This is a genomic window from Streptosporangium sp. NBC_01469 (assembly GCF_036227305.1).
Lineage (GTDB): Bacteria > Actinomycetota > Actinomycetes > Streptosporangiales > Streptosporangiaceae > Streptosporangium.
Genome location: NZ_CP109465.1, coordinates 4,033,464 through 4,059,887, shown reverse-complemented (window position 1 = coordinate 4,059,887; position 26,424 = coordinate 4,033,464). Strand labels below are relative to the sequence as shown.

The 26,424-nt window shown below is 72.5% G+C and carries 19 protein-coding genes; 4 read left to right on the top strand and 15 right to left on the bottom strand.

Annotation, left to right across the window (positions count from 1 at the left end):
• Positions 1-9: 9 nt before the first annotated feature.
• Genes OG587_RS18250 through OG587_RS18225 form a run of 6 tightly spaced genes read right to left on the bottom strand, consistent with a single transcriptional unit; the run spans position 10 to position 11,036 of the window.
• Positions 10-717, bottom strand: coding sequence for a DUF6875 domain-containing protein (locus OG587_RS18250; RefSeq protein WP_329091830.1), 708 nt, complete (start codon positions 715-717; stop codon positions 10-12).
• On the bottom strand, positions 711-2,273 hold the full coding sequence (locus tag OG587_RS18245) for an FAD-dependent oxidoreductase (protein ID WP_329091828.1): 1,563 nt from the start codon (positions 2,271-2,273) through the stop codon (positions 711-713). The genes OG587_RS18250 and OG587_RS18245 overlap by 7 nt, the downstream gene beginning before the upstream one ends.
• Positions 2,270-3,325 (bottom strand): methyltransferase, encoded by a 1,056-nt coding sequence (locus tag OG587_RS18240; protein WP_329091827.1) that lies wholly within the window; start codon positions 3,323-3,325, stop codon positions 2,270-2,272. Before OG587_RS18240 ends, OG587_RS18245 begins: the two co-directional genes overlap by 4 nt.
• Positions 3,303-4,823 (bottom strand): MFS transporter, encoded by a 1,521-nt coding sequence (locus OG587_RS18235; RefSeq protein ID WP_329091826.1) that lies wholly within the window; start codon positions 4,821-4,823, stop codon positions 3,303-3,305. The genes OG587_RS18240 and OG587_RS18235 overlap by 23 nt, the downstream gene beginning before the upstream one ends.
• A complete protein-coding gene (locus OG587_RS18230; protein ID WP_329091824.1) occupies positions 4,816-9,540 on the bottom strand; it encodes a non-ribosomal peptide synthetase in 4,725 nt (1,574 codons plus the stop codon). Before OG587_RS18230 ends, OG587_RS18235 begins: the two co-directional genes overlap by 8 nt.
• Positions 9,537-11,036 (bottom strand): condensation domain-containing protein, encoded by a 1,500-nt coding sequence (locus tag OG587_RS18225; RefSeq protein ID WP_329091822.1) that lies wholly within the window; start codon positions 11,034-11,036, stop codon positions 9,537-9,539. Before OG587_RS18225 ends, OG587_RS18230 begins: the two co-directional genes overlap by 4 nt.
• Positions 11,037-11,216: 180 nt before the next feature.
• On the opposite strand from OG587_RS18225, the gene OG587_RS18220 reads away from it, so the two are divergent.
• On the top strand, positions 11,217-12,737 hold the full coding sequence (locus OG587_RS18220) for a glycoside hydrolase family 3 protein (protein WP_329091820.1): 1,521 nt from the start codon (positions 11,217-11,219) through the stop codon (positions 12,735-12,737).
• Between the two features lie 214 nt (positions 12,738-12,951).
• Here the strand turns inward: OG587_RS18220 and OG587_RS18215 are convergent, their stop codons facing one another.
• From OG587_RS18215 to OG587_RS18205, 3 genes are all read right to left on the bottom strand, one after another.
• Entirely contained in the window at positions 12,952-13,650 is a 699-nt protein-coding gene (locus OG587_RS18215) for a PIG-L deacetylase family protein (RefSeq protein ID WP_329091818.1), read from the bottom strand.
• Positions 13,647-14,870 (bottom strand): hypothetical protein, encoded by a 1,224-nt coding sequence (locus OG587_RS18210; RefSeq protein WP_329091816.1) that lies wholly within the window; start codon positions 14,868-14,870, stop codon positions 13,647-13,649. The genes OG587_RS18215 and OG587_RS18210 overlap by 4 nt, the downstream gene beginning before the upstream one ends.
• Positions 14,871-15,054: 184 nt before the next feature.
• Positions 15,055-16,233 (bottom strand): ROK family transcriptional regulator, encoded by a 1,179-nt coding sequence (locus tag OG587_RS18205; RefSeq protein WP_329091815.1) that lies wholly within the window; start codon positions 16,231-16,233, stop codon positions 15,055-15,057.
• Between the two features lie 306 nt (positions 16,234-16,539).
• Here OG587_RS18205 and OG587_RS18200 point away from each other — a divergent pair, with 306 nt between their 5' ends.
• From OG587_RS18200 to OG587_RS18190, 3 genes are all read left to right on the top strand, one after another.
• The gene (locus tag OG587_RS18200) at positions 16,540-18,210 is read left to right on the top strand and encodes a condensation domain-containing protein (protein ID WP_329091813.1); all 1,671 of its coding nucleotides are present in this window, start codon (positions 16,540-16,542) and stop codon (positions 18,208-18,210) included.
• Positions 18,211-18,230: 20 nt separating this feature from the next.
• On the top strand, positions 18,231-18,680 hold the full coding sequence (locus OG587_RS18195; protein WP_326637143.1) for an RrF2 family transcriptional regulator: 450 nt from the start codon (positions 18,231-18,233) through the stop codon (positions 18,678-18,680).
• A 168-nt stretch (positions 18,681-18,848) separates the two neighbouring features.
• Entirely contained in the window at positions 18,849-19,640 is a 792-nt protein-coding gene (locus tag OG587_RS18190) for an Fpg/Nei family DNA glycosylase (protein ID WP_329091811.1), read from the top strand.
• On the opposite strand, the gene OG587_RS18185 is transcribed toward OG587_RS18190, so the two are convergent.
• From OG587_RS18185 to OG587_RS18160, 6 genes are all read right to left on the bottom strand, one after another.
• The gene (locus OG587_RS18185) at positions 19,637-19,984 is read right to left on the bottom strand and encodes a helix-turn-helix domain-containing protein (RefSeq protein WP_030904158.1); all 348 of its coding nucleotides are present in this window, start codon (positions 19,982-19,984) and stop codon (positions 19,637-19,639) included. The genes OG587_RS18190 and OG587_RS18185 overlap by 4 nt on opposite strands.
• Before the next feature lie 207 nt (positions 19,985-20,191).
• Positions 20,192-20,695, bottom strand: coding sequence for a CinA family protein (locus tag OG587_RS18180; RefSeq protein ID WP_329091807.1), 504 nt, complete (start codon positions 20,693-20,695; stop codon positions 20,192-20,194).
• Between the two features lie 10 nt (positions 20,696-20,705).
• A complete protein-coding gene (gene pgsA / locus OG587_RS18175) occupies positions 20,706-21,311 on the bottom strand; it encodes a CDP-diacylglycerol--glycerol-3-phosphate 3-phosphatidyltransferase (RefSeq protein WP_329091805.1) in 606 nt (201 codons plus the stop codon).
• Positions 21,312-21,336: 25 nt separating this feature from the next.
• Positions 21,337-22,746, bottom strand: coding sequence for a 30S ribosomal protein S12 methylthiotransferase RimO (gene rimO, locus OG587_RS18170; RefSeq protein ID WP_329091803.1), 1,410 nt, complete (start codon positions 22,744-22,746; stop codon positions 21,337-21,339).
• Between the two features lie 167 nt (positions 22,747-22,913).
• The gene (locus OG587_RS18165) at positions 22,914-23,666 is read right to left on the bottom strand and encodes a helix-turn-helix domain-containing protein (protein ID WP_329091800.1); all 753 of its coding nucleotides are present in this window, start codon (positions 23,664-23,666) and stop codon (positions 22,914-22,916) included.
• A 101-nt stretch (positions 23,667-23,767) separates the two neighbouring features.
• Positions 23,768-26,287, bottom strand: coding sequence for a DNA translocase FtsK (locus OG587_RS18160; protein WP_329091798.1), 2,520 nt, complete (start codon positions 26,285-26,287; stop codon positions 23,768-23,770).
• Between the last annotated feature and the right edge of the window lie 137 nt (positions 26,288-26,424).

The following is a 26,424-nucleotide window of genomic DNA, read 5'->3' as shown; positions in this document are numbered from 1 at the left end:
TGTCTTCTCTCAGGACGCCGTCAGGGACGGGGCGGCGCAGGACGTGTTCGCGGGTACCAGGCCGTAGCGGTCGGCGACGGCCTGGATCTCCGCCCTGAGGGCGGCCGGCGGACGGTCGCCGAAACGTTCCAGGTACGCCGCGACCTGTGCGGGGTCGTCACGCAGGAACGGGAAGTCGGTGGCGACCATGTGCCGGATCGCCAGCAGCGGGACCGGGCTGCCCAGCGGGCGGAAGGAGGGGTTCCACAGCCCCGCCTTGGGCGGCGGCCCGGGGTAGAACTCCCCGATCATCAGCCCCTCCGAGACGTAGCGCGACTTGAGCGTCTCCTGCGCGTGGTCGATCACCGCCGCGGCCTCGGACTCCGGCAGGTCGGGGAAGAGGACCAGGATCGTGCGGTACTGCGAGGACACCCCCGGCGTCGCGGGCAGCCTCGGGAACCAGTCGCGGTAGCCGGCGAGGGTCTCGGCGGCCTCGGGCCCGCCGGGCCGCCCGGGGCGGACCGCCAGGTAGAAGGTGCCGCGCTCCAGCGCGGTCTGGGCGTACGGGCAGACGGGCCCCTTCCTGCCCAGTTCCTCGTGGGGGCGGCAGAGGTACTCTCGTGCCCAGGTGACGATCTCCCTGAGCGGGGTGCGGTAGCGCAGGACCAGATCGTGGTCACCGGCCAGATCGGCGGTCTCCAGGAGGACGCGAGAGGGGTCCGCGGGATCGGTCAGCATGGTGGTTCGCCCTTCCGGGTGTTTCGCTGTGCGAGGCGTGCGCGACGTGCGAAGCGCGTGAGGCGTACGAGACGTGCGAAGACGGTGCGGGGTGCGGGGTCGGCACCGCGTGCGACGTGTGCGGCGTCGGCGGCGCGTACGGGAGATGTGAGGTCGGTGCCGGCCGTGGCGGCGCGTGCGACGTGTGCGGCGTCGGCGGCGCGTACGGCAGGTGTGAGGTCGATGCCACCCGGAGAGCGGCCGGAGCCGCGCGCGAGGCGGACGACGGCCGGAGCGGCGGCGAGCAGCCCGGCGAGGGCCGCCACCGCCCCCGCCCGGCGCAGGAGCGCGTCCTGCCGCCGGGCGCGGGCGAGCGCGTCCGCGTACGGGACGGTGGTGTGGGAGATCATCGTGTAGAGCGGAACCCACCGGCCCGGGAGTGTCCGGGCGAGCAGCAGGTCCGCCTTCTTGCGCAGCAGGTGCAGCGGGGACCTGAGCCGGTCGCGCAGTTCCACGAAGTTCTGCTTGGACAGCTCGTCGAGCACGTCGGTGTGCGGTTTGCGCAGCCGCTGGTACTCGGCGAAGGCGGCCCCGAGGTCCCCGGGGTGGTCGCCCACGCAGCGGTCGAGGACCGTGCAGTCCTCGAGCGCCGAGTTCATGCCCTGGCCGTAGAAGGGGTAGACGGCGTGGCAGGCGTCGCCGATGAGCGCCACCCGGTCCCGGTGGTGCCAGGGCGAGGTGCGGATCGACACCAGGTGCCCCACCGGGTGCTCGGCGTACTCCTTGGCCAGGTGGGGCATCAGGTCGAGCGTGTCCGGGAACCGTTCCCCGAGGAACTCCTCGGGGTCGGTGATCTCGCCGAACCGCTCGACGGGCAGGAAGAGCGTGCCGGTGAGCGAGTTGTCCCGGTTGGGATGGGCGACAATGAGGGCGTCCTCACCGGGCCAGACGTGCAGGGCCTCCAGCATGGTCCTGGCCGACCCGTCGTCGGCGGCGGGGATGGTCAGTTCCTTGTAGCCCCACTCCAGGAACTCCTGGTGGTGGTCGGCCCGCAGCCCGTGCTGCATGTGCGCCCGCACCTGCGAGAACGCGCCGTCCGCGCCGATCACCGCGTCGCCTTCGACGGTGCTCTCGGCCCCGGTCTCCTCGTGGACGAGGCGGGCGGCGGCCGTCTCGCGGTCCAGGCCGACCAGCCGGTGCCGGAAGTGGAAGGTCACCCCCGGCTGGGCCTCGGCGTGGTCGACGAGCGTGGTGATCAGGTCGTGGCGCAGGACCGAGTGGAGGATCTCTCCCTCGTGGGCGCCGTAGGGCTGGAACGGCACCACGCCGCCGGGCAGGTGGATGGCCCGGCCGCGCATCGGGACGGTGAGCGGCCACAGGGTGTCCATCAGGCCGATGTCGGTGAGCGCCGCGATGCCCCTGGCGGACAGGCCGAGGTTGATCGACCTGCTCTCGTCCTCGTCGAGCAGCCGGGGATCGGCCCGCCGCTCGTAGACCTCCACCCGGAACCCGCGCCCGGCCAGGTAGCAGGCGAGGAGGGTGCCCGCGGGACCCGCTCCAATGACAGTGATCTTCATGCGGTCTCCAGGCGGGCGACGAGCAGTTCGTTGGGGCCGTCGGCGTGCCGCCGCTCGATCCGGCCGAATCCGGAGTCGGACAGCCAGGCGGCGATGTCGGCGAAGGGGTGGATCCTGCCGCCCTGGGTGGTGGCGAGGTTGAGACTGAAGGCCCGGATGAACGCCTCGACCGTCGCGGGCGTGCCCTCGGGCAGGTCGGCGAAGGTCTCCAGCACGACCACCGCGCCGCCGGGGCGCAACGCGCCCGCCACCCTCTTGAACAGCGCGCGGTTGCCCGCCTCGTCGAACCCGTGGCAGAGGTTGAACAGCAGCGCGGTGTCGTGCCCGGCACCCAGGTCCATGCCGGGGCCGGCGCCGGGGCCGGCCAGGTCACCCGGGAGCAGGGCGACGCGGTCGCTCAGCCCGGCCGCCTCGATCCTGGCCCGGCCGCCCTCCAGGGCGTTCGGCAGGTCGGCGATCGTCGCGGTGAGCCCGGGGTACGCCTGGCAGAACGCGATGCTGTAGCGGGCGTGCCCGCCGCCGACGTCGAGCAGGCGCTCCCCGGGGTGCGGCGCGCTCGCGGCGACCAGCGGGGCGAGCCCGGCGGCCATCCCGTCGAGCATGCTCTGGAACTCGGCCAGCGTCCTGGGCCGTTCCTCGAGCCAGGCGTAGAAGTCGACCTGGGGGGTGCCGGTCCGTACCGACTCCTCCAGGCCGTCCCAGAGCTCGGCCAGGACGTCCTGCCAGAAGGCCAGGGCCGGGGCGTAGCTCCACGGGCTCCGCCTGTCCAGGGTGCCCGCCACCATCGGGCTGTTGCCGTACACCCCCGCCCGGCCGGGGGCCCGGTCGAGGTAACCGAAGGAGGCGAGCGCCTCCAGCAGCACGGCGAGCCCCGCCGGGTCGGTGCCCGTCCTGGCCGCCAGCTCCGTCACGGAGAGAGGGCCGGGCATGAGCGCCTCGAAGACCCCCAGGCGCTGGGCGGCCCCCGCCGCCCGGAACGCCATCGCGCCGATCAGGTCGATGTGGGCGCCCGGCGCCCCGCGGAGTTCCTCAGGGTCGAGATAGAGCGGCATCGCTGTCTCCTTGCGCGACTTGCGCGACGTCGGTTCCCGGGCCGGCCTCCGGGCCGGTCCCCGAGCGGCGTTCCGTGACGGATTCCGGGACGGTTTCCACACCGCCTTCCGTCAAAGGTCCCGGGACGGAACGCGAACCGGCTTCCACACCGTGTTCCGAGACGGGTTCCGAGACGGGTTCCGAGACGGGTTCCGGAGGGGCGTGCACGTCCTCGGCGTCGGGCAGCTCGGACTCCACCTTCCGCAGGCGGGGCCGGAGGTAGGCGAGCGGCGCGAGCACCACCAGGCACAGGCCGGTGATCAGGAAGATCGCCGCGATGCCCCGTCCCTCGCCCGTGCCGATCACGGCGCCGAGAGTTCCGGAGAGCGCCCCGCCGGGGGCGAGCATCGGTTCGAAGACCCGGTCGGCCAGCGGTCCCGCGGCCAGGTAGGTGAGCACCGTGGCCGTCTGGGTGAGCGCGCGGACCGTGCTGAGGACCCGGCCGAGCGCCGCGGGGTCGGTCTTGATCTGCAGTACGGTCATCCCGGTGCCCTGCACGAACGGCAGCGTGAACAGGAAGGCGGGCGCCACCACCGCGATCAGCCAGGGCGAGGGCGCGAGGCTGTGCAGGGCGAGCAGCACCCCTCCCAGGGCGACGAACACCGCGACACCGCGCACCCGCCGCCTCGGCCCGCCCCACGCGCTCAGCACCAGCCCCCCGGCGAAGACCCCCGCGCCGCCCGCGAACATCAGCGCCCCGAGCACCGCGGCCGACCCGAACGACAGGATCAGCGGCTGGACCAGCACCCCGGACATCCCGAAGAACAGGTTGTAGGCGGCCAGCACCATGACCAGCTGGAACAGCCCGCGCCTGGCCCGCAGGTAGCGCCAGCCGAACAGCAGGTCCCCGCGCAGCGGCTCCGGCGCGGCCGAGGCTCCGGGGCGGGTGACCTCGCGCGGCAGCCGCACCGCGAACATGACCACCCGGGTGACCAGGAAGGTGACCAGGTCGATCACGACCACGCCGGTGACGCCGACCGTGACCAGGAGCGTTCCCGCCAGCAGCGGCGCCGCGATCTTCACCGAGTCGGCGACCTGCATCAGGCCGTTCGCCCTGCCCAGGTGCCGCTGCGGCATGATCAGCGGCATCATCGCGTGGTACGCGGCCATGTGGAAGGTCCCGAAGACGGCCCCGGCCACCGTGATCACGTAGACGTGCCAGACCTCCAGCGAGCCGTAGATGAGCAGCAGCGCGAGGGCACCGGTGACCGCGGCGGCCCCGGCGTCGGCGGCCATCAGCATCCGCCTGCGGTCCCACCGGTCGGCCAGCGACCCGGCGAGCGGGGAGAGCAGCACCTCGGGCAGCACCGCGCACAGCATGATCAGCACGAACTCGGTGGCCGAGCCGTTGCGCTGGTAGACCCAGACGCCCAGCACGAACCCCGTCAGGCTCGACCCGATGATCGACAGCAGCTGCGCCGCCCAGATGACGACGAACCGGCGTATCCCGTCATGCACGGCTGTCTCCCATGAGGACTCCGGTGCCGATGTGGTCACCGAGATAGAGGTCGAGCAGCTTCCCGTCCGCCGGAGGGCAGAGCAGCCCGGCGGCGGCGAGGATCTCCTCGGTGGCCGAGCAGTCGAAGGACGGGCCGGGCAGCGTGCCGTACTCGGCGAAGAACGCCGGGTAGGGGGCGATCGGCAGGTCGTCGCCGACCTCCAGCCGGTCGCGGACCAGCCGCCGCCATCGGACGCCCGGCATGAGCCGTACCGGGAGGCCGTGCTCGCGCAGTCCCTCGACGAGTTCCTCCGAGGTCAGCACGCGCGGGTTGTGGTAGTGGAAGTCGCCGACGGCCCGGCTCGTCGCCAGGTGCACGATCGCCGAGGCGACGTGGTCGACCGGGGCCATGTCGATCCGTTCCCCCTTGGGCACCGCGCCGAGGCGGGCGCACGTGGCGAAGAGGCGGCCGAGGAAGTCACCGGGCACCGACCGGCCGGTGCGGCTGTCGGCGGAGACCCTGGCCGGGCGGTGGATCGCGATCGGCAGCCCGGTCTCCCTGGCGGCGCCCGCGAGCCGGTCGGCGACCCACTTGCTCTGGTCGTAGCCCAGGTGCAGCGGGCCGGGATCCGGCAGCGGGGTGTCCTCCCTGACCGTGCGCTCCCCGGGTGTCAGGTGCACGCCGAGCGTCGAGACCAGGTGGACGGGCGTGGTGACGCGGCCGGACGCGGCCAGCCGCAGGATCTCCAGGACGGCGTCCACGTTGGCCCGGCGCAGCCGCCGGTAGGGCAGGGCGAAGTTGACCAGGGCCCCGTTGTGCACGACGAGATCGGCCGAGTCCGCCAGCTCCGCGAACTCCCCGGCGGTCAGCCCGAGGCCCGGTAGGTCGAGGTCCCCGGCGTGCGGGACGATCCTGCCGTCGAAGCGCTCGTCCCAGAGCCCGTACCTGTCGAGGTTGTCGCGCAGCCGCCCGGCCGGGGTGTCGCCCCTGACCAGGCAGTGGATCTCGGCGTCCGTGGTGCCCAGCAGCCCGGCGAGCAGGTACGCGCCGAGGAAGCCGGTGGCGCCGGTGAGCAGCACCCGGCGCGGCGGCCCCTCGGGGACGGGCGTTCCGGTGTACGCGATGTCGCCGGGCAGCACCGCCTCCGCGTACAGGTCCACGGCGGCGGGCGCCCAGCCGTCCGCGCTCCCGCCCACCCAAGCGGACCCGGCGTGAGAGAGCCCCCCGTCCTCGGCGTGGCCGGGTATCCCGTCCGGGCGGCCGATCCGCTCGTCCACGGCGGCGGCCAGCCCGGCCAGGTCGGTCGCGGCGAAGAGCGCGGTCATCGGGACCGTCACCCCCAGCTCCGCGCCGATCCTGGAGACGATCTGCGGGGCGAGCAGCGAGTGCCCGCCGAGGTCGAAGAAGTTGTCCCCCCGGCCGGGGTCCGCCTTGAGCACGTCGGCCCAGATCGCGGCGATGACCCGCTCGGTGCCCTCCCTCGGCGGCTCGTACGGCGGGGCCTCGCCGTCCGCGTCCGGCTCGGGCAGCGCCCGGAAGTCGACCTTGCCGTGCGAGGTCAGCGGGAGCGCGGGGAGCGTGACGACCGCGCCGGGCATCATGTAGCCGGGAAGCCGCCCGGCGAGGAACGCGCGCAGCTCGGCGACGGTGAGCCGGTCTCCCACCAGGTAGGCGATGAGCCGCCGGGTGTCGGCGGTGACCACGGCCTCGCGGACGCCGGGGTGGGCCAGGCAGGCCGCCTCGACCTCTCCCGGCTCGATCCGGTTACCGTGGAGCTTCACCTGCCGGTCGGTGCGCCCCAGGAACTCCAGGTTCCCCTCGGGCCGGTATCTTCCCAGGTCACCCGTGGCGTACATCCTCGCTCCCGCCCGAGGCGAGAACGGGTCGGGCAGGAAGCGCTCGGCGGTCTGCCCGGGGCGGCCCAGGTAGCCGCGGGCCAGGCACTCGCCGCCGATGTGGATCTCGCCCGGCACCCCGATCGGGGCCGGGTTGCCGTGGCGGTCGAGCACGTAGACGCGGGTGTGCGGCAGCGCGGCGCCGATCGGCAGGTGCGTGGCCGCGCCCAGCTCGGCGCCGTCGACCGTGCGGTACGAGGTGGCGCAGACGGTCGCCTCGGTCGGCCCGTAGTGGTTGTGGAACGCGACCCGGCCGCCGGTCAGCGCGGCCCAGGCGCGCAGGCGTTCCACCGGTACGCTCTCGCCGCCGACCATCATGGTGGTGACCGGGGCGGTGAACTCGTCCAGTTCCTCCACCCACTGCTGCCAGAGCGCCGAGGCGGTGTCGACCATGGTGATCGAGTGCTCCGCGCAGAGGGCGGCGAGGGCGGGTCCGGTCAGCGAGGCGGGAGCGGGGTGCAGCACCAGCGCGGCGCCGCTGATCAGGGCGGGGAAGACGTCCCCCGCCGAGGCGTCGAAGCTGAGCGGCGGGACCATCAGCACCCGCTCCCCCGGCCCGAACCCGTGCAGGTCCCTGAACGACCGGGCCAGGTGGGCGAGCGTGCGGTGGCCGACGACGACCCCCTTGGGCCGTCCGGTGGAGCCGGAGGTGTAGATCACGTAGGCGGCCCGGTCGGGGTGCCCCGCGACGGGCTCGCGCGCCGCCGCCCCTCCGGTGGGGCCGCCGTCCGTCCAGAGATCTGTCCAGAGGTCCGTCCAGAGGGCGAGGTCGTCCCGGCTGACGACCGGCCCGGTGAACCCGGCGAGTTCCGCCCCGTCCGCGATCGCCGCGCGCGCGCCGGAGTCGGCCAGCAGGTACGCCAGCCGCTCGGCGGGCTGCGCCGGATCCAGCGGCACGTAGGCGGCACCCGCCTTGAGGATCCCCAGCAGCGCCACGATCGCCTCGGGCCCGGCGGCCAGCGCCAGCGCGACCCGCGCCTCCCCGCCCTCGGCGATACCGTCCCCCACCGGCCGCTCAAGCAGCGGCCGGAGCCGGTCGGCCACGGCGTCCGAGGCCCGGTCGAGCTCCCCGTACGTGAGCACGGCGCCCTCCCCGCCGGGAGCGGCGGGGGTGATCACGGCGGGGGCGCCGGGGGTACGGGCGGCCTGCCGGGCGATCAGCCGATCGAGGAACTCCCCCGCCCCGTGAACCGCCCGAACCGGGCCGTCCGAGAGGACGTCCCCCGGATCCCCTGCCGGATCGTCCGAGAGCACGTCCCCGCGAATCCGGTCATCCGGAGGGGAGGCGACCGCACTCACCACCTGGCCGTCGAAAAGCACATCCCCCGAGTCCCGGTCCGGATCGTCCGAGAGCACGTCCCCCGGCTCCGGTGCCGATCCGCCGCCGAGCACGATCGCGCGTTCGGCGGCGGGCAGGATCTCCAGCCGCGACAGGCGGCGGCCGGGGTCGGCGACGATCAACCGGAACAGCGTCTCCAGCTGGGCGCCCATCCGCTCCACCGTGGACCGGTCGAACAGGCCGGTGTTGTAGGAGAACATCAGCTGGACGTGCGTGGGATAGACGATCACGTCCAGGGAGAGGTCGAACTTGGCCACGGCCAGGCCCGACGCCACCGGCGCGGTGCGGACGCCGTCGAGGTCGAGCGATCCGGCGTCCGGGTTGCCCAGCATCAGCATCGTCTGGAACACGGGGGTCCTGGCCGGGTCGCGGTCGAGGCGCAGCTCGCTCACCACGTGCTCGAACGGCACCGCGGCGTGGCCGTACATCGTGAAGGCGCGCCGCCGCAACCTCTTGAGCGTCTCGCGGAAGGTCGGGTCGCCCGCCAGGTCGGCGCGGAGGGCGAGGGTGTTGATGAAGACGCCGAAGACCCGCTCGAACTCCTCCTCGGCGCGACCCGCGACGGGGGTGCCGACGCAGAAGTCGTCCTGGCCGGTGTAGCGGGAGAGCAGCACCTGGTAGGCGGCCAGCACGGCCATGAACGGCGTGCACCGCTCGGCCCGCGCCATCCCGGTGATGCCCCGCCACAGCTCCAGCGGGATCCGGTGGACCACCAGGTCGCCCTCGGTGGTCCGCACGGCCGGGCGCGGCCGGTCGGTGGGCAGTTCCAGCACCGGGACGCCGTCGAGCTCGCGCACCACGGCGGCGACGTCCACCGGGTGCTCGCGCTGCTCGCGCACGTAGTCGGCGTACTGCCGCGCGGGCGGCGGAAGGGGCGACGGCAACCCGAGGCTGAAGGCCGTGTACAGCGACGCCAGCTCCCCGAACATGACCTGCTCGATCGACCAGGCGTCCCCGGCGATGTGGTGCACGACGACCAGCAGGACGTGCTCGCCGGGCCCGGTACGCACCAGGCTCACCCGCAGCAGCGGCCCGGTGACCAGGTCGAACGGCCGGTTGCTCCGCTCGGCGAGCAACGCCGCCAGCTCCCGCTCCCGCGACGCCCCCGCACCTCCACCTTCACCCCCGCCCGACGAACCCCCCGGCGCTTCGTGCGGCAAACCTCCCGGCGAACCCCCCGGCGGACCTCCCGACGGCCCGTCCAGGCTGCCGCCCGTCCCCCGCTCCGGCGTCCCGTACGGCGGCTCACCGGTCAGGTCGAGCCTCTCCATGACCAGCGGCGCGGGATCCAGGACCCTCGCGGCCGGGGAGCCCCCGACCTCGGGGAAGACGGTCCGCAGCGCCTCGTGCCTGGCCACCACCTCGCCCAGTGCCCGCTCCAGGGCGTCGGCGTCGAGCGGCCCGGTGAGCCGCTCGCAGACGATCATGTTGTACGTCCCGTCCCCGGGAGTGAGCCGGTCCAGGAACCACAGGCGCTCCTGGGCGTACGAGAGCGTGCTCACGCGGCCTCGCCCCGCAGACGCGTGACCTCCTCGACGAGGCCGGCGATGGTGGGGTTGTCGAAGAAGACGTCCAGCGAGACCTCCACGCCGAGCCTGCGGCGGGTCCTGGCGATGATCTGGGTGATGGTCAGCGAGTGCCCGCCGAGGTCGTAGAGGTCCTCGTCCAGCCCGATGTCGTCGAGGCGGAGGATCTCCTGCCAGATTTCCCGCACCTCCGTGGTGATCGGATCCTCCCCGGCGGGGGGTTCCGTCACGTTGCCGGGGGCCGGGACGAACAGGTCGGTCACGGGAGACTCCTCTGGGGGCGTGGGGTGGGGTGGTTCCGCCAGATCCGCGACCTTCGCACGGGGTTCCGCGGAGATGGCGCGCAGCAGCGCGCGCAGGTGACCCGCGATCCTGGACACGTCGTCGTGGTCGATCGCGGCGGGGTTGAAGCGGAGGCCGAGGGTGAGGCTCAGCCCGGCGTCCACCGCCTGGATGTGCAGCGCGCCGTGGGCGGCCCCGTTGAAGACCGTCCACTCCACGCCCGCCCCGAGACCGGGGAACTCCGGGACGGCCGCCCTCCTGCGGTAACTGAGCAGCACCGGCGAGGAGGGCGGTTCCGGGGGCGCGTGCCGGAACCGGTACATGGCGTGGAGCTCGGCCCGGACCGTGCGCAGATAGCCGGGAAACCCCTCGTCGAGTTCGGGGTGCGGGACGAAGGGCACCCGCGCCACGAACGGCCCGACGCGGTCGCGCGTCTCGCACGTCCGGGTGCCGAGGTCGAGGGCGAGCGGTGACGCGGAGGTGCCGTACCGGCGCAGCAGCACGCCCACGGCCGCCAGCAGCAGCTCGAACCTGGTCGCGCCCAGCGCCGTGGCGGCCCCGGTGAGGGCACCGGACTCCGCGCCACCGAGCACCATCTCGACGATCTCCCCGGGGCCGGTGCCGCGCGGGACGGCGCGCAGGCCGGGCAGGACCAGCTCCGCGGGCTCGCGGTCGCGCTCCTTCCAGAACTCCTCGGCGCCGTCGGGCGGCGCCTGGAAGGCCCCGCCGTCCGCCCCGGCGCCGTCGCGCCGGCCCGTCCGCGCGGACGGCGAGCCCGGCGAGGCGCCGTAGGGCGACGGGACCGGGGAGGAGTGCGACGTCGGCCCCGGCAGGGTGGCCCGCGAGAAGTAGGCGTCGGCCAGGTCGCGGACCAGGACGTCCTTGGAGTCCGCGTCGAACACCCGTCCGTGCGCCGTGAAGAGCAGCCTGACACGCTCGGGACCCACCGTGACCAGCGTGAACCTGGCGAGCGGGCCGCGCTCCAGGTCGAACGGGCGCGCCGCCTCGGCCGTGGCGACCCCGGGATAGCGCTCCGGGGTCGACTCCGTGCGGGTGACCCTGACACGCCCGAGCACCGGGTGCCTGTCGGCCACGTCGGCGCACGCGCCCAGCAGCGCCGGAACGTCGACGGGACCGTTCAGGTGAAGCGCCAGCGGGATTCCCCGCAGGTCGAAGGGGCCGTGCGACATCCTGTCCGTCTCCCTCGTGGGTGACTCACTTCGGGCAGGCGCCGGGGGCCGCGTCGCCCCTGACAGCAGTCTTGACAAACAATTATTAGGAAAGTTTCCTGTCTATTTACGCAACCCGAATGCTACACATGTGGTACGCCTGAGACAAGCGACTTGCCGTGAACCGACCTGGAGGCGTTGATGACCGTTCGTGGTGGCCGGACGACCGGACCGAACGGCGCGAGCCCCGAACTGGCCGGGCTTGCCGACACCGTGTTGCAGCCCGGGTTCGTGGGCGTGGAGGTGCCCGACTGGCTGCGGAGGCGGCTCGCCGAGGGGCTCGGAGGGGTTGCGCTCTACTCCCGGAATCTTGTAGACAGCGAGCAGACCAGGGCGCTGACCGCCGCACTGCGCGCGGAGAACCCGGACGTGGTGATCGCCACCGACGAGGAGGCGGGCGACGTCACCCGGCTGGAGGCGCTCACCGGCAGCTCGCGTCCCGGCAACCTGGCGCTCGGCGCGGTGGACGACCCCGGGCTGACCGAGCGGGTCGCCCGCGAGATCGGGCTGGACATGGCCGCGGCGGGCATCACCCTCAACTACGCTCCCGTGGTCGACGTCAACTCCGACCTGGACAATCCCGTCGTCGGCACCCGCGCGTTCGGCGCCGACCCCCGGCTGGTCGCCCGGCACGCCCGCGCCTGGGTCACCGGCCTCCAGTCGGCGGGGGTCGCCGCCTGCGCCAAGCACTTCCCCGGCCACGGCGCCACCGCCGTCGACTCGCACGACGACCTGCCGACCGTCGCCTACTCGGCCGAGGAGCTCGCCGCCACCACGCTCCCGCCCTACCGGGCCGCCATCGAGGCCGGGGTGCGTGCCGTGATGACCGGCCACCTGCTCGTGCCCGCCTACGACCCCGACCTCCCCGCCACCATGAGCGCCCGCATCCTGGTCGGGCTGCTCAGGGAGGAACTGGGCTTCGACGGTCTGATCGTGACCGACGGCGTGGAGATGCCCTCGGTGGCCGAGCGGTACGGCGTGACCGGGGCGGCGGTCCGCGCCCTCGCCGCCGGGGCCGACGCGATCTGCGTGGGCGGCGAGCGCAAGGGCCCCGGGGTGGTCGGGTTCATGCGCAACGCCATCATGGGCGCGGTGGCCGACGGGACCCTTTCCGAGGAACGCCTGGCCGAGGCCGCCTTCCGGGTCCGCCGCCTGGCCGCCTGGTCGGCGGAGCGACGGCGAACGGCCGGCGAGACGAGCCCGGCGGGGAAGCCCGCGGGGCTCGCCGCGGCCAGGCGGGCCCTGCGGGTCCGCGGTGACGGGCTCCCGCTGCCCGCCGCGCCCCAGGTGATCGAGTTCGTCTCCGAGACGAACATCGCCGTCGACCGCGCCACCCCGTGGGGTGTCGCCTCGCCGCTGGCCGCGCTGCTGCCGGGCACGACGGCCCTGCGGCTCGGCTCCGGCGACCCGGTCCCGCCGCCCCCCGACGGGCGCCCGCTGGTGATCGTGGTACGCGACGCCCACCGGCACGCCTGGGTCTCGGACCGCCTGGACGCCCTGCTGTCACGGCGCCCCGACGCGATCGTGGTGGAGATGGGCCTGCCGGGCCCGGCCACCCCGGGCGCCGTCCACATCACCACCCACGGCGCGACCACCGCCTCGGGTCAGGCCGCCGCCGAACTCCTCTCGGGCCGCCACCCGCTTCCGGCCACCGGCGGCTGACCCCCGCCACCGCCCTCACGGCGCCCCGCCCGCGACCGCGCCGCACGGCTCACCGGGGCGTTGACGCACGGCTCTCACGGCGCCCCTGCCCCTACCGCGACCCGTGACCGCGCGGCTCACCGCCGGACGTGACGTACGACCCTCACGGCGCCCCCGCCCACACCGCGGGCCCGCGACCGAGCCGCGGGGCGTCGACGTACGGCGCCGTGGGAGGTCAGTCGCCGAGGACCCACACCAGCTCGTGCTGGAGGGGGCCCGGCATCGCGAGAAACTCCCCGTAGTCGCAGGCGAGCGGCGCGATCTGCGAGGCGTACGCCAGGACGGCGCGCCGCTTGAGCGTCCACCCGTCCCCGTCCAGGCGCAGCCTCGGCCCCGGCCGGAGGCGGTGGCGCCCGGCGAGCGCGCGGACCGGCGGACTCGCCGCCAGGGCCTCCCCGGCCGCCGGGCTCCCCCACTCCCGCACGACGGCGGCGTAGGGAAGGTCGGCGTAGACCCAGGGCTCCAGGGTGTCGAGCTTCTCCAGCACGTCGAGCGCCCGGTCGCGTACGGCCTCGTGGTCGGCGTTGCCGATCCCCATCGGGACCAGCACGCGCGTGCGCGGGGTGACGTGCTCGGTGAGGAACGCCTCCAGGTCGTCCAGCGGGAGCCGGGCCGCGGGGACGTCCGGATTGTCCAGCGCCACCTGGTCGACCCCGAGGATCTCGCACGCCCGCGCGTCCTCGGCCCGCCGCTCCCGCGCCGTCTCCTCCGCCGAGGCGAACCCGCACAGCCGGTCCCACGCCGAGAGCGTCTCACCGGCGCCGCCCAGCGCCGTGACGATCGCCGCGTTCCCCTCGCGGCGGGCGAGCAGACCCGCCGCCGACAGCACCGCGTCGTCGAAGTGCGGCGAGACCACGATCGTCTCCCAGCTCATCGTCTCCACCCCGCCCTGGCCAGGACGAGACCGCGGCTGCCCCGCTTGCGCAGGTAGGCGAGGCCGTCGCAGACGGACTCCAGCGTCGGCGGGGCGAGCTCGACGCGCTCGGCGACCCGCCAGGTGTGCTGCTCGCGCAGCCAGGGCCAGATCCGCTCGTTGAGCTGGCCGCTCTCCAGCGCGAGGAGGACCAGGTCGGTCGGCAACCGGTCGAGGAGTGTCAGGTCCTGGTCGTAGTAGAGCATCTCGACGAGCAGGTACGCCGCCGCCTGGCGCTCCCCGTGGTCGGCGAGGTCCTCCAGGCTGTCCGGGAGCACCTCCACTCCCGGCTCCGCCCGCTCGGCCAGGCGGGCGCGGAAACCCGCGTTGGGCTCGGTCGCCTGGACCCGGTAGCCCTTCCCCGCCAGCCGGCGGGTGAGCTCCCCCTGGCACGCCCCGACCTCCACGATCGGCCCGTCCTGCGGGGAGCACCAGCGGGCGGTCCACGCGGCGGTCGCGTCCAGCCGCGCGGCCTCGTAGGCCGAGCGCCCGAACTCCCACGGGTCGTCGGCCACCGCGGCGTCGTCCCCGAGGCTGGAGATCAGCGCGTAGAGGCGGTTGGCCTGCGCGGCGCTCGCGGTGAAGAACCTCTCGACGGCCGGAACCCGGTCCGTGGTGACGAGCCGGTCGGCCACCCGGCTGCGCAGCAGCTCACCGGCACGCCGGTTGATGAAATCGATCTTCGCCCCGGCCTCGGCGGCGGTGATCGCGGTCGCCGTGGCGGGGATCGTCTGCAGGAAGGGATTGTCGCCGACCGAGCAGGTCACGGCCGGCAGGGACGGCGAGGACGGCGAGGACGGCGAGGACGGCGAGGACGGCGAGGACGGCGAGGACACGGAGGCCGGCGAGAACGGCGACACGGCGCGGGAGACGATCCAGCCGAACCGGGCCCGGCGGATGCGGTGGTCGGCGGGCGAGTGGGTCCAGACCTGGCCGGGCGCCTCGCCGAGCAGGGCCGCCACGTCGGCGGGGACGGGCAGCTCCGCGGTGTTGCCCCCGGGCTCCACCATGGGGCCGAGCAGTTCCAGGCGCTCCCGCAGGGACAGCCCCGCAGGCAGGGTCACGCTCGTCCTCTTCTGCCCGACGACCACCAGGACGTCCTGGTCTGCGTGGTCCCGCAGGACGGAGACGAACTCCAGGGCGACGTCCTCGGCATGCAGCACGGCGATGACAGCCGTCATTTGTCCCCATCCTCGATCACGGAAAGATGTCTTTTTCATGACATTTCCGCGCCAGCATAGGGGATCTTGCCCGCCGCGCGACGGCCGTTCGCCGAGAAGAGTCCCCTGCCCCGCCGGACATCCGGGATCCGGGGCTCCGGGGTCCGGCCCCAAAGACTCCAGGCTCAGGGTTGAAACTGGGGGCTCAGGAGGTGAAGATCTCCTCCCTGGCCTGTTCCAGGGCGGCGATGACGGCCCCGCGCAGCACCGGGTTGCCCCCCACCTCGCTGGCCACCACCTGCGGCCGTACCGGGCAGCTCCTGGCCACCGCCTCCTCGATCCTGGAGGTGAGCTCGTCACCCCCGGCCCTGCTGACCTCCCCCGCGAGCACCACGAGCCCGGGGTCGAGCACGACGCACACCGACGCCACCCCCAGCGCCAGCCGCCCCGCGATGTCGTCGATCAGGGGCTCTCCCCGCTCCCCGGCCGCGACCGCCGCCGCGACGCACTCGGCGGCGCTCTCCCCCTCGAAGCCGTACGTCGCGGCGAGCTCGGCGACCGCCTCGGCGCTGACCAGGGACTGCAGGCCCCCGGCGAGCGACGGCAGCCTGCCCGGCACGGCCCGCACGTCCTCGGCCAGCGGCACCCCGGGCACCGGCAGGTAGCCGATCTCGCCCGCGCTGCCGGACCGGCCCCGGTGCAGCCGCCCGCCGAGCACGACGCCGAGGCCGATGCCGCGCCCCACCCAGAGGAGCACGAAGTCGTCGACCTCGCGGGCGGCCCCCAGGGTGCGCTCGGCGATGGCGACGAGGTTCACGTCGTTCTCTATCCTGACGTCGCGACGCAGGTCACGGGCGAGCGCCTCGTGGATGCCCTCGTGCCAGCCGGGCAGGTCGAAGGAGAACTGCACGTCTCCGGTGCGGGGGTCGACCACGCCCGGGGTGCCGATGACGACCGAGCGCAGTTTGGAGAGCGCGACCTTGGCCGACCGGCACGCCTTGACCACCGCGTTGTGCACGAGGGCCACCGGATCGTCGTGCCCGCTCGGTGCCACCCGCACCTCGGCGACGATCTCCCCGTGGATATCGGCGATGGCGGTCGTGACGAATTCCGGGCCGACATCCAGACCAGCCACATAGGCCGAGGAGGAAATAATCCCATAAAGCGCGGCATTGGGCCCGCGGCCCCCCGCCTGCTCCCCCGCGACCTCCACCAGCCCGCGCCCCTCCAGGCGGGCGAGCGTCTGCGACGCCGTCACCTTGGAAAGGCCCGTGAGCTCGCCGATCTGCCCCCGCGTCAGCGGTCCGGAAGCGAGCAACAGCTCCAGGGCGGCCCTGTCGTTGATCTCCCTCAATAGCCTGGGCACGCCAGGACGTCGCTCCATACGCATGCTCTCTTGTTCGCCGTTTCCCCGTCGCGATTACTTTCAAGCAAGAATAACGGTTCTATTCTTAATAAGGCTTCCTGATAGTTTAGCCCCGCTCGGGCCCGGCGGGGGCTGACGAGGACGTCCCGGCGCCGTCGCGCCCCTGCTCACCGCCGTTCCGCCCCCACTCCCCTCACGCCCAACACCACGATGCCCGGAAATCAAGGGCTTGCGACGTCGGCCCGGCGCGTGGAACACTCCCGAAAACGGTAAAGGTTCTTTTCAGTAAGACCCTTGCCGTCGGGTGGCGAGGCAGGTTTCGACATGGATACCGTCATCACGATCGCAGCCGAATACACGGGTCTGCGGACCCGGCAGGGGCCCGTGACCATGGGCCAGGCCAACATGGCGCGGTGCGTGCTCCGCGACCCGCCGCTCCACATGAACTTCCGCGTCACCAAGCACCTCCCCGAGGGGACGCCCCTGTCCGCCGTCACCGAGACGGTCGGGCGCCTGCTCTCCCGGCACGAGGGACTGCGGGCCACCATCCACTCGGACGTCCAGGTCGTGGCCGGTTCCGGCTCCCTGCCCGTCGAGATACACGGCGCCGGGACCGGTCTCCTCGACGAGGTCGCCGAGGAGGTGGGCCTGCGGATGCAGGGCACCCGGTTCGACCTGGAGTCCGAGCTTCCGATCAGGGTCGCCGTGATCACCGAGGGGGAGGCGCCCCGCCTGGTGATCTTCGTTCTGCCCCACACCTCGGTGGACGCCATCGGGCTGGCCACCGTCATGAGGGAGTGGGAGCGCCTGATCCGGGGGGTCGCCGTACCGGCACCGTGCCCGATGCAGCCGCTGGACCTCGCGACCGCGGAGGGCGGCCCGACGACCCTGCGCCGGACCGAGGCGGCCCTGCGGCACTGGGAGAGCGGGCTCAGGCGGGCACCGCAGTCGATGTTCGCGATCGACGAGGCGGCCGAGGCCGACGCCGACGCGATCCGGCCCCGGCTGCGGATCCGCTCGGCGGTGGCGGCCGAGGCGCTGGAAGCCGTCGCGAGCCGCACGGGCGCCAGCCGCTCGGCGGTCACGCTCGCCGCCCTGGGCGTCCTCATCGGCCTGCGCAACACCCAGCGGACCTGCGTGATCGCGTCGCTGGCGAGCAACAGGGTACGGCCCGAGCTGCGCGACTACGTCGGGCCACTCGCCCAGGACGCGCTGATGACCGCGGACCTCGACGTCCCCACCTTCGACGAGGCGGTCCGCCGCTTCCGAGGCGCGTCCCTCTCCGGATACCAGCACAGCCGTTTCGACTCCGTCGCGCTCTGGGAGGTGATCGAGGCCGTCAACGCCGAGCGGGGGGTGGACTTCGCCCGCGACTGCGTCTTCAACGACATGAGCGGCGTCACCCTCCCCGAGCCCGAGCCCGCGCCGTCCGCCGAGATCGAGTGCGGCTGGCTTCCCGCGGCCTCGCTCCCCGCGCACCTCGCGCTCTGGGCCAACCGGCTGGAGGACGTGGTGGACCTGACCCTCTGGATCGATCCGCGGGTGATGAGCCGGGCGGAGGCGGAGGGTTTCGGAACCGGGCTCGTCCGGCTGCTGATCGCGGCCGGGGACGGGGACGTCCAGGCTTCCGACATTTCGAATATATCGGTAATTTCGCCTATCGAGCGCGATCCGCAATGGATCTACACCGACTCCTGCTGGGTGAACCTCGGCGCGGTGAAGCGGCTCGTCGGCGAGGCCGTCCGGGGGCGCCCCCACCTCGTGACGCACGATCCGGACGGGCGTCTGACCTGCCACGTCACCTCCGGAACCCCAGAGGAGATCCGCGCCGCCTGCCTCGTCCTGCTGCCGGGCCGCACCTCCGCGATGGCACCTCACCACTACGTCGTGCACGCCCCGGAACCCACCGGCGCGTCGCTCTACGGGCCCGTCGTCACCGAGGGCGACGGACGCCACTCAACCTCCTTCGGCCCCTCGCGCGTAAGGAACCAATAGCAGGCGGGATAATCGGTTACATGCGCCTATCCGCTCGTGTCGACTATGCCCTCCGCGCCGCCGCCGAACTCGCCGCCGCGGGTGACGGCCCTACCACGGTGGGTGAGCTGGCCAAAGAGCAGGACATGCCTCCCAAGTATCTCGAGAACATCCTGCTCCAGATGCGCCGCGCCGGGCTGGTCCGCGGCCAGCGCGGCCCCGAGGGGGGCTACGTGCTGGCCCGCCCGCCCGCCGAGATCAGTCTCGCCGATGTGATCCGCGCCGTTGACGGCCCGCTCGCCAACGTCAGGGGGGAGCGGCCCGAGCACGTCGGTTACCGGGGTCCCGCCGAGTCGCTGCAGCAGGTCTGGATCGCGCTGCGCGCCAGCGAACGGGCGATCCTGGAGGAGGTCACCCTGGAGAACGTGGCCACCGGAGCGCTCCCCGAGCGGGTCCGCAGCCTGTCGGCCGACCCCGCGGCCTGGGACTGAACGTGCCGGTGTGGCCGCCCACCAGGGTCCGGCCGGCCCGGCCCGCCCGGGACCGGATCACCTCACGTGACCGGCTCACCACCAGGGAGCGGCTCACCGACCGGGAGCGGCCCGTCTCGTGGGAGCGGCTCACCACCCGGGACCGGCTCGCGTCTCGGGGTGGGCGTCGTGCCCGAGGGTGATGTCGTCCACCGCTCCGCCCTGCGGCTCGGCCGGGCGCTCGACGGACGGGTGCTGACCCGCTCGGACTTCCGCGTACCGCGCCACTCCACGGCGGACCTGACCGGGCGCGCGGTGCTGGAGACCGTCTCACGCGGCAAGCACCTGCTCACCAGGGTCGAGGGCGGGCTGACCGTCCACACCCACCTGCGGATGGAGGGCCGCTGGCAGATCTCACCCGCGGGGCGGGGGCTGCCCGGAGGCGACGTCGTCCGCCTGGTGCTGGCCAACGCGGAATGGCAGGCGGCGGGGGTGCGGCTGGGCATGGTCGACCTGGTGTCGACCGAGGAGGAAGGACGGCTCGTCGGCCATCTCGGACCCGATCTGCTCGGGGAGGACTGGGACGAGGCCGAAGCCGTACGGCGGTTGGCACGACGGCCTGAAACGAGCATCGGGGTCGCGCTGCTCGATCAGCGCAACCTGGCGGGAATCGGCACCATCTATCGCGCCGAGACGCTTTTCCTCGCCGGAGTGTCGCCGTGGCGACCTGTGGGGACGGTTGAGGATCTGGGGGCGATCGTGTCGATCGCGCGGCGATTGCTGGACGCCAACAAGGAACGTCCGAGCAGAACGACGACGGGCGACCTCCGTCCGGGACGGAGCACCTGGGTCTACGGCAGGGCCGGGCGGCCTTGCCTACGCTGCGGGCGTCGGATCAGTCATGGGGAGATGGGCGCACAGCCGCAGGAACGGCTGATCGTCTGGTGCCGTCACTGCCAGCCGGAAGAACCGACCGGCTAGGCGGCGACCATGTCGTTGACCTCGGGGAACACGGAATCAGGCACGGTTTCGGGAATCGGCAGACGCTCCCGTTCGGGGACGTCGCCCGCCAGCACCGGAGCATGCTGCAGCTCGGCCAGGGCGAACTGATCGGAAACCTCGCGGAGAACCTGTGAAAGCGGCACGCCCAAGGCACCGCAGATCGACGCGAGCAGCTCTGAGGAGGCTTCCTTCTGGCCACGCTCCACCTCGGACAAATAGCCGAGAGAAACCCGAGCCAATGTGGACACCTCACGCAAGGTGCGACTCTGCCGCACCCTCAGCCGCCGCAGCACGTCACCGAGCAGCTGACGCAGCAGGACCATCTGTCGCTCCCTCCCCGGCACGGATGTCTTCACGACACTCCGCGCTATCGGTTCGTGCCGCCCGTTCTTCGAACGCGACCCTTGGTACATACTCCTCGCCGTCATCATCGCTTGACCTTTACCTCACTCACAGTTCCACCGTACCTGTATCAACCGACAACGCGGCAGACCATGTGGAGCATGTTCGCTGGGGACGTAACGCGGTAATCACCCTGAATGTTCCCTCACGTTCGTCTCCAGCACACCTCGGAGGAGGTCCACGGCCTCGTTCACGGTCGACTCCCGGATCTGGTCGCGCGTCCCGGCAAGTCGCGGATCCCGGTGCCATACCCGCCCGTCCGGGCCACTAACGGCGAGATGCACGGTACCCACCGGTTTACCGTCCTGCGGGTCCGGGCCGGCCACCCCGGTGACCGCCAGGCCGTACGTGGAACCGGCGAGGAGGCGTACCCCCTCGGCCATCGCGGCGGCGACCCGAGGGTGCACGGCCCCCTCGCGGGCGAGCAGGTCCGCGGGGACGTTCAGCAGCCGGTGCTTGAGTTCGGTGGCGTAGGAGACGACCCCGCCCAGGAAGGCCGCGGAGGCCCCGGGGGGACCGGTGAGGGCCGCGCAGATCAGCCCCGCGGTCAGCGACTCGGCGACCGCCACCGTCTCGCCCCTGCGGACGAGAAGGGAGAGGACCTCGGTGGCCGCGAGCAGGCGGTGACTCATCCGGCCCGCCTCATATCGCCCGCGCCCGTTTCGCGACCTGCCGCAACTTGATCGCCCGGATCACGTAGTCGAGGCCGGTGACGACGGTGACGAGGGCCGCCGCGCCCATCACGACCCAGCGGATCAGGTCGGGCACGCCCGGCCAGACGTAGGAGACGATCGCGGCGATCTGCAGGACGGTCTTCACCTTCCCGCCGTAGCTGGCCGGGATGACGCCGTGCCGGATGACCGCGAACCTCAGCGCGGTGACGCCCAGCTCCCTGCCCAGGATCACGACGGTGACCCACCAGGGCAGCTCCCCCAGGATCGAGAGGCTGATCAGGGCGGCGCCGATGAGCGCCTTGTCGGCGATCGGGTCGGCGATCTTCCCGAAGTCGGTGATCAGGCCGTAGCGGCGAGCCAGCTCGCCGTCGAGCAGGTCGGTGAGCGAGGCCACCATGAAGACCACCAGCGCCGCGGCCCGCCAGCCGGATCCCGGCAGGAAGAGGCAGGCCGCGAAGAACGGAACCATCGCCAGCCGTATCACCGTCACGACGTTGGCGATGTTCCAGGCGCTCACCTTGGGGCGCGCGGATGCCGCTGTCGGGTCGGTGCCGGTCTCTGGCGTGTTGGTCATACGCTCTCCCGGCCCGGCGGCGCACTCATGGAGCCGCCTTGATCCGGGCGATCAGGTCGACCCCCTCCGAGTCGACCACGACGGCCCGGACGATCTGGCCGGGGACCAGCCCGATGCCCTGGACCGTTACGGAACCGTCGACCTCGGGCCCCTGGTGGGCGGCGCGGCCCTCGTAGCCGCCGTCGCCCAGGTCCTCCTCGATCAGGACGTCGACCTCGGTGCCGATCCGCTCCTCGGCCCGCTGGGCCATAAGCTCCTCGGCCAGCTCGGTGAGCGCGGACACCCGGGCGTCGACGATCTCCTGGTCGAGCTTGCCGGGGAGCGAGGCCGCCTCGGTGCCGTCCTCGTCGGAGTAACCGAAGATGCCGATCACGTCGAGCCTCGCCTCCTCCAGGAAGCCCACCAGCTCGCCGAACTCCTCCTCGGTCTCGCCGGGGAAGCCCACGATGAAGTTGGAGCGCACGCCCGCCTCGGGGGCGTGGGCGCGGATCGACTCCAGGAGGTCCAGGAAGCGCCGGGGGTCGCCGAAGCGGCGCATCCGGCGCAGCACCGGGCCGCTGGCGTGCTGGAAGGACAGGTCGAAGTAGGGGGCCACGCCCTCGGTCGAGGCGATGATCTCCAGCAGCCCGGGACGGAGCTCGGCGGGCTGCAGGTAGCTGACGCGCACCCGCTCGACGCCCTCGGTCGCGGCGAGGGAGGGCAGCAGCTTCTCCAGCGCCCTCAGGTCACCCAGGTCCTTGCCGTAGGAGGTGGAGTTCTCGCTGACCAGCACCAGCTCCTTGACGCCCTGCTCGGCCAGCCAGGCGGCCTCGCCGAGGAGCTCCTCGGAGCGGCGCGAGACGTACGCCCCGCGGAAGGCCGGGATGGCGCAGAACGTGCAGCGCCGGTCGCAACCGGAGGCGAGCTTCAGCGAGGCCACCGGGCCGTCGCCCAGGCGCTTGCGGAGCGGCCGGGGGCCGCTCGCGGGGGCCACGCCCTCGGGCAGCTCGCCGTGGCCGGGAATGGCGGTCCTGGGAGCGGAGGCGCGTTCCACCGGCGAGATGGGCAGCAGGGTCCTGCGGTCGCGGGGACTGTGCGGGACGAGCGACCTGCCCGCCAGCACGTCGTCGAGACGCGTGCCGATGTCGGTGTAGTCGTCGAAGGAGATGACGGCGGCGGCCTCGGGCAGCGCGTCGGCGAGCTGGTCACCGTACCGCTCCGCCATGCAGCCCGCGGCGACCACCTTGGCCCCGGAGTCGGCCGCGGCGAGCAGCGTGTCGATGGAGTCCTTTTTCGCCGAGTCGATGAAGCCGCACGTGTTGACGACGACGACATCGGGGTCGTCGTCGCCCAGCTGCCAACCGGCAGCCTCAAGACGAGCGGCGAGTTCCTCGGAGTCGACCTCGTTGCGTGCGCAACCAAGCGTGATCAGCGATGCGGTTCGGCGGGATGACATGGTGAACACTACGGTATCGGGAGTTGGCCACTACCCGATGCACCTCCCCCCATTCAGGCACCTCCGCACCCCCCGCCCCGCCCCGGACGCGCCGCCGTCGCGGGCGGCCCCGGAGCCCGGGAGGCCCCCGGAACGCGGGGCCCGGAAAGCGTTCCCTACGGCCTGACCTAGCGCTTCTTGGCGGCGGGTGCCTCGTAGGAGCGGTTGACGACCTGCCCCCGGCGGCCGGGGGCGCCCAGGTTCTTGCCGTTCAGCTTCAGCGAGACGGCTCCCCCGTCGCCGAAGGTGACCCTCATCCCGGTCTTCGCCTTCCAGGTCGAGGTCTTGCCCGCCGCGAGCGTTCCCGAGAAGAGTCTCCGGCCGCCCGCGTCCTGCACGTCGAGCCAGGACGTGCGCTTCGCCTTGACCTGGAGGACGACCATGTCGCGCCGCTTCTCCTCGGCCAGCGACGCCGCCCGGCGCGGCGAGTCGGGACCGGGACCGGCATGGGGCGGCGCGGCGGGCACCGGCATGGGGCGGAGCTCCGCCACGGGAGTGTCGCCCCCGCCCATGGTCCGCGCCACGCCGAAGATGACCACGATGCCCAGGGCCACCGCCATCGCCGTCGTCCAGTTGGGCGAGCGGCGCTCACGGATCTTCAGGGGCATGTCGGCCTGGAAGACGCTGGAGGCCCGCACCGGCAGCGGCACGCCCCCGTGCTGCTCGTCGTAGCGGTGCACCAGCGTCTCTGGATCGAGATCGACGATCTTGGCGATGTTTCTTATATGGCCCCGCGCGTAGAAATCTCCCCCGCACTGGGAGAAGTCATTCCTCTCGATTGCCTGGATGAGAACCTCGCGAATGCGTGTCCGCGCGCTCAACTGCCCGACGGTCATCCCCATCGACCGCCTGGCATCCGCCAGATCGCTTCCAATGCCCATGGCGCACGCCTCTCAGCCCCCGACGTTGCGTAGCGATACCTATTCAATCAGTAACCGGACGGAAGGTGTGCGGCGGGGGGTGCCATTCCGGTACGGCGCCGTCAGCCCCCGCGCAGGTCGGCCAGCAGGCCGGGGAGCTCGTCGGGTTTGACCATGACCTCCCGCGCCTTCGACCCCTCGCTGGGCCCGACGACGTTCCTGCTCTCCAGCAGGTCCATCAGGCGGCCCGCCTTGGCGAAGCCGACCCTGAGCTTGCGCTGGAGCATCGAGGTCGAGCCGAACTGGGTGGTCACGATGAGCTCGGCCGCCTGGACCAGCAGGTCGAGGTCGTCGCCGATGTCCTCGTCGATCTCCTTCTTGGCGGTCGCCACGGCGGACACGTCGTCGCGGTACTCGGCCGCCATCTGGGCCTTGCAGTGCCCGACGATCTCGCCGATCTCCTTCTCGGAGACGAAGGCGTTCTGCAGCCGCATGGGCTTGCTGGCGCCCATCGGCAGGAAGAGCGAGTCGCCCTGCCCGACGAGCTTCTCGGCGCCGGGCTGGTCCAGGATGACCCGGGAGTCGGCCAGCGAGGAGGTGGCGAAGGCCAGCCGGGAGGGCACGTTGGCCTTGATCAGGCCGGTGACCACGTCCACGCTGGGGCGCTGGGTGGCGATGACGAGGTGGATTCCGGCGGCGCGGGCCAGCTGGGTGATGCGGACGATGGAGTCCTCGACGTCGCGCGGGGCGACCATCATCAGGTCGGCGAGCTCGTCGACGATCACCAGCAGGTACGGATAGGGCTGGTAGACGCGCTCGCTGCCCGGCGGCGGCACCAGCTTGCCCGTGCGGACCGCCTTGTTGAAGTCGTCGACGTGCCGGAAGCCGCTGGCGGCCAGGTCGTCGTAGCGGCGGTCCATCTCCCCGACGACCCACTCCAGGGCCTCGGCGGCCTTCTTGGGGTTGGTGATGATCGGCGTGATCAGGTGCGGGATGCCCTCGTAGACGCTGAGCTCGACCCGCTTGGGGTCGACCAGGACCATGCGGACCTCGTCGGGGGTGGCCCGCATCAGGATCGAGGTGATCAGCCCGTTGACGCAGACCGACTTGCCCGCGCCGGTGGCGCCCGCGATGAGCAGGTGCGGCATCTTGGCCAGGTTGGCCACTATCGTGCGCCCCTCGACGTCCTTGCCGAGCCCGACGATCATCGGGTGGTGGTCGGCCTGGGCCACCGGGGAGCGCAGGATGTCGCCCAGCGAGACGAGGTCCTTGTCGGTGTTGGGGATCTCGACGCCGATCGCCGACTTGCCGGGGATCGGGGACAGGATCCGGACATCAGCCGACTTGACCGCGTACGCGATGTTCTTGGTGAGCGCGGTGACCTTCTCGACCTTGACCGCCGGGCCGAGCTCGATCTCGTAGCGCGTCACCGTCGGCCCCCGGGTGAAGCCGATCACCTGGGCGTCGATCATGAACTGTTCCATCACGCTGGTCAGCGCGTTGACGACGACGGTGTTGGCCTTGGTCTGCGGCTTGGGCGCGCTGCCGGGGCGCAGGAGCTGCGACTCGGGCAGGGTGTACGGACCGGCCTGGGGCGACAGGACGAGCTGCTCGACCTTGCGCGGGGCCGGGGTCGGGTCGGGGGGCTCGGCCCTGGCCACCGCCTCGGCCGCCTCTTCGTCCACCAGGCCGGGCACGATCTCCGGGGAGTGTCCCGGAGTCCCGCCGGGCGTCTCGGCGATCAGGGGCGTGTCGTAGGGCTTGACGTGGTCGCCCAGCTCGGTGCCCTCGGACTCCGGCTTCTTGCGGGTGGCGGGCTTCTTCCTGGACACCCGCGGCTTGGGGGGCAGGTCGCGGTTGAAGAGCATGTGCCGGATCTCGGCCAGCCGCTCGGGGACCCGGTGCACCGGCGTCGCGGTGATCACCAGAATGCCGAAGCCCGACAGGATCAGCAGCAGCGGGATCGTGATGAAGGACGGCAGGATGCTCGCCGGGGGCGCCGAGACGATGAAGCCGATCATGCCTCCGGCGGCCGACACCTTGTCCATGCCGTCGGAGCTGCCCCCCGAGGGGTACGGCGTGTCGTGGACGACGTGGACGACGCCGAGCACGCCGACGGTGAGGGCGGACCAGCCGATGATCATCCGGCCGGTGTCGGCGTTCTGGTCGGGGTGGCGCAGCAGCCGCCAGGCCAGCAGCACGAGAAGGATCGGGATCACCCAGGTCAGCGAGCCGAAGACACCGCGCATGACACTGTCGACCACGGTGGAGACCGTGCCGGTGTTCTTCCGCCAGGTCATGGCCGCCAGCACGACCGCCCCGGCGAACACCGCCAGGCCGAGCCCGTCGCGGCGGTGGACGGGATCGAGCTCGCGCGCGTTCTGCCCCAGGGCCCGCGCGGCGCCGCCGATGCCCCCCGCCAGCAGCATCCAGATGCCCATGAACAGCTTGCCGATCATGATGAGCACCCAGCTGATCGGGTCATGCTGGGGCGAGGGCCTGCGGGCCTGGCTCGCGCCCCTCGGCCGTCCGGCGGGCGCCCGCCTGGCGGGGGCCGTACGGGCCTGGGAGGCGCCCGAACGACCGGAGGACCCCTTGCCGGGGGGCTTTCCTGAGGAGCCTTTAGACGTACGGGTGGCCATGCTAGGGAGGTTAACGAGACGGGTGGTGGATTGCGCGCCGACTCGCCGGAGCGGCCGGCCCTCGGCGGCGTTTCACAAGATCGGTCGATACTTCGTGAACAGTGATGAAGAGCGCTGAATATCCCATTAGCCCGCCG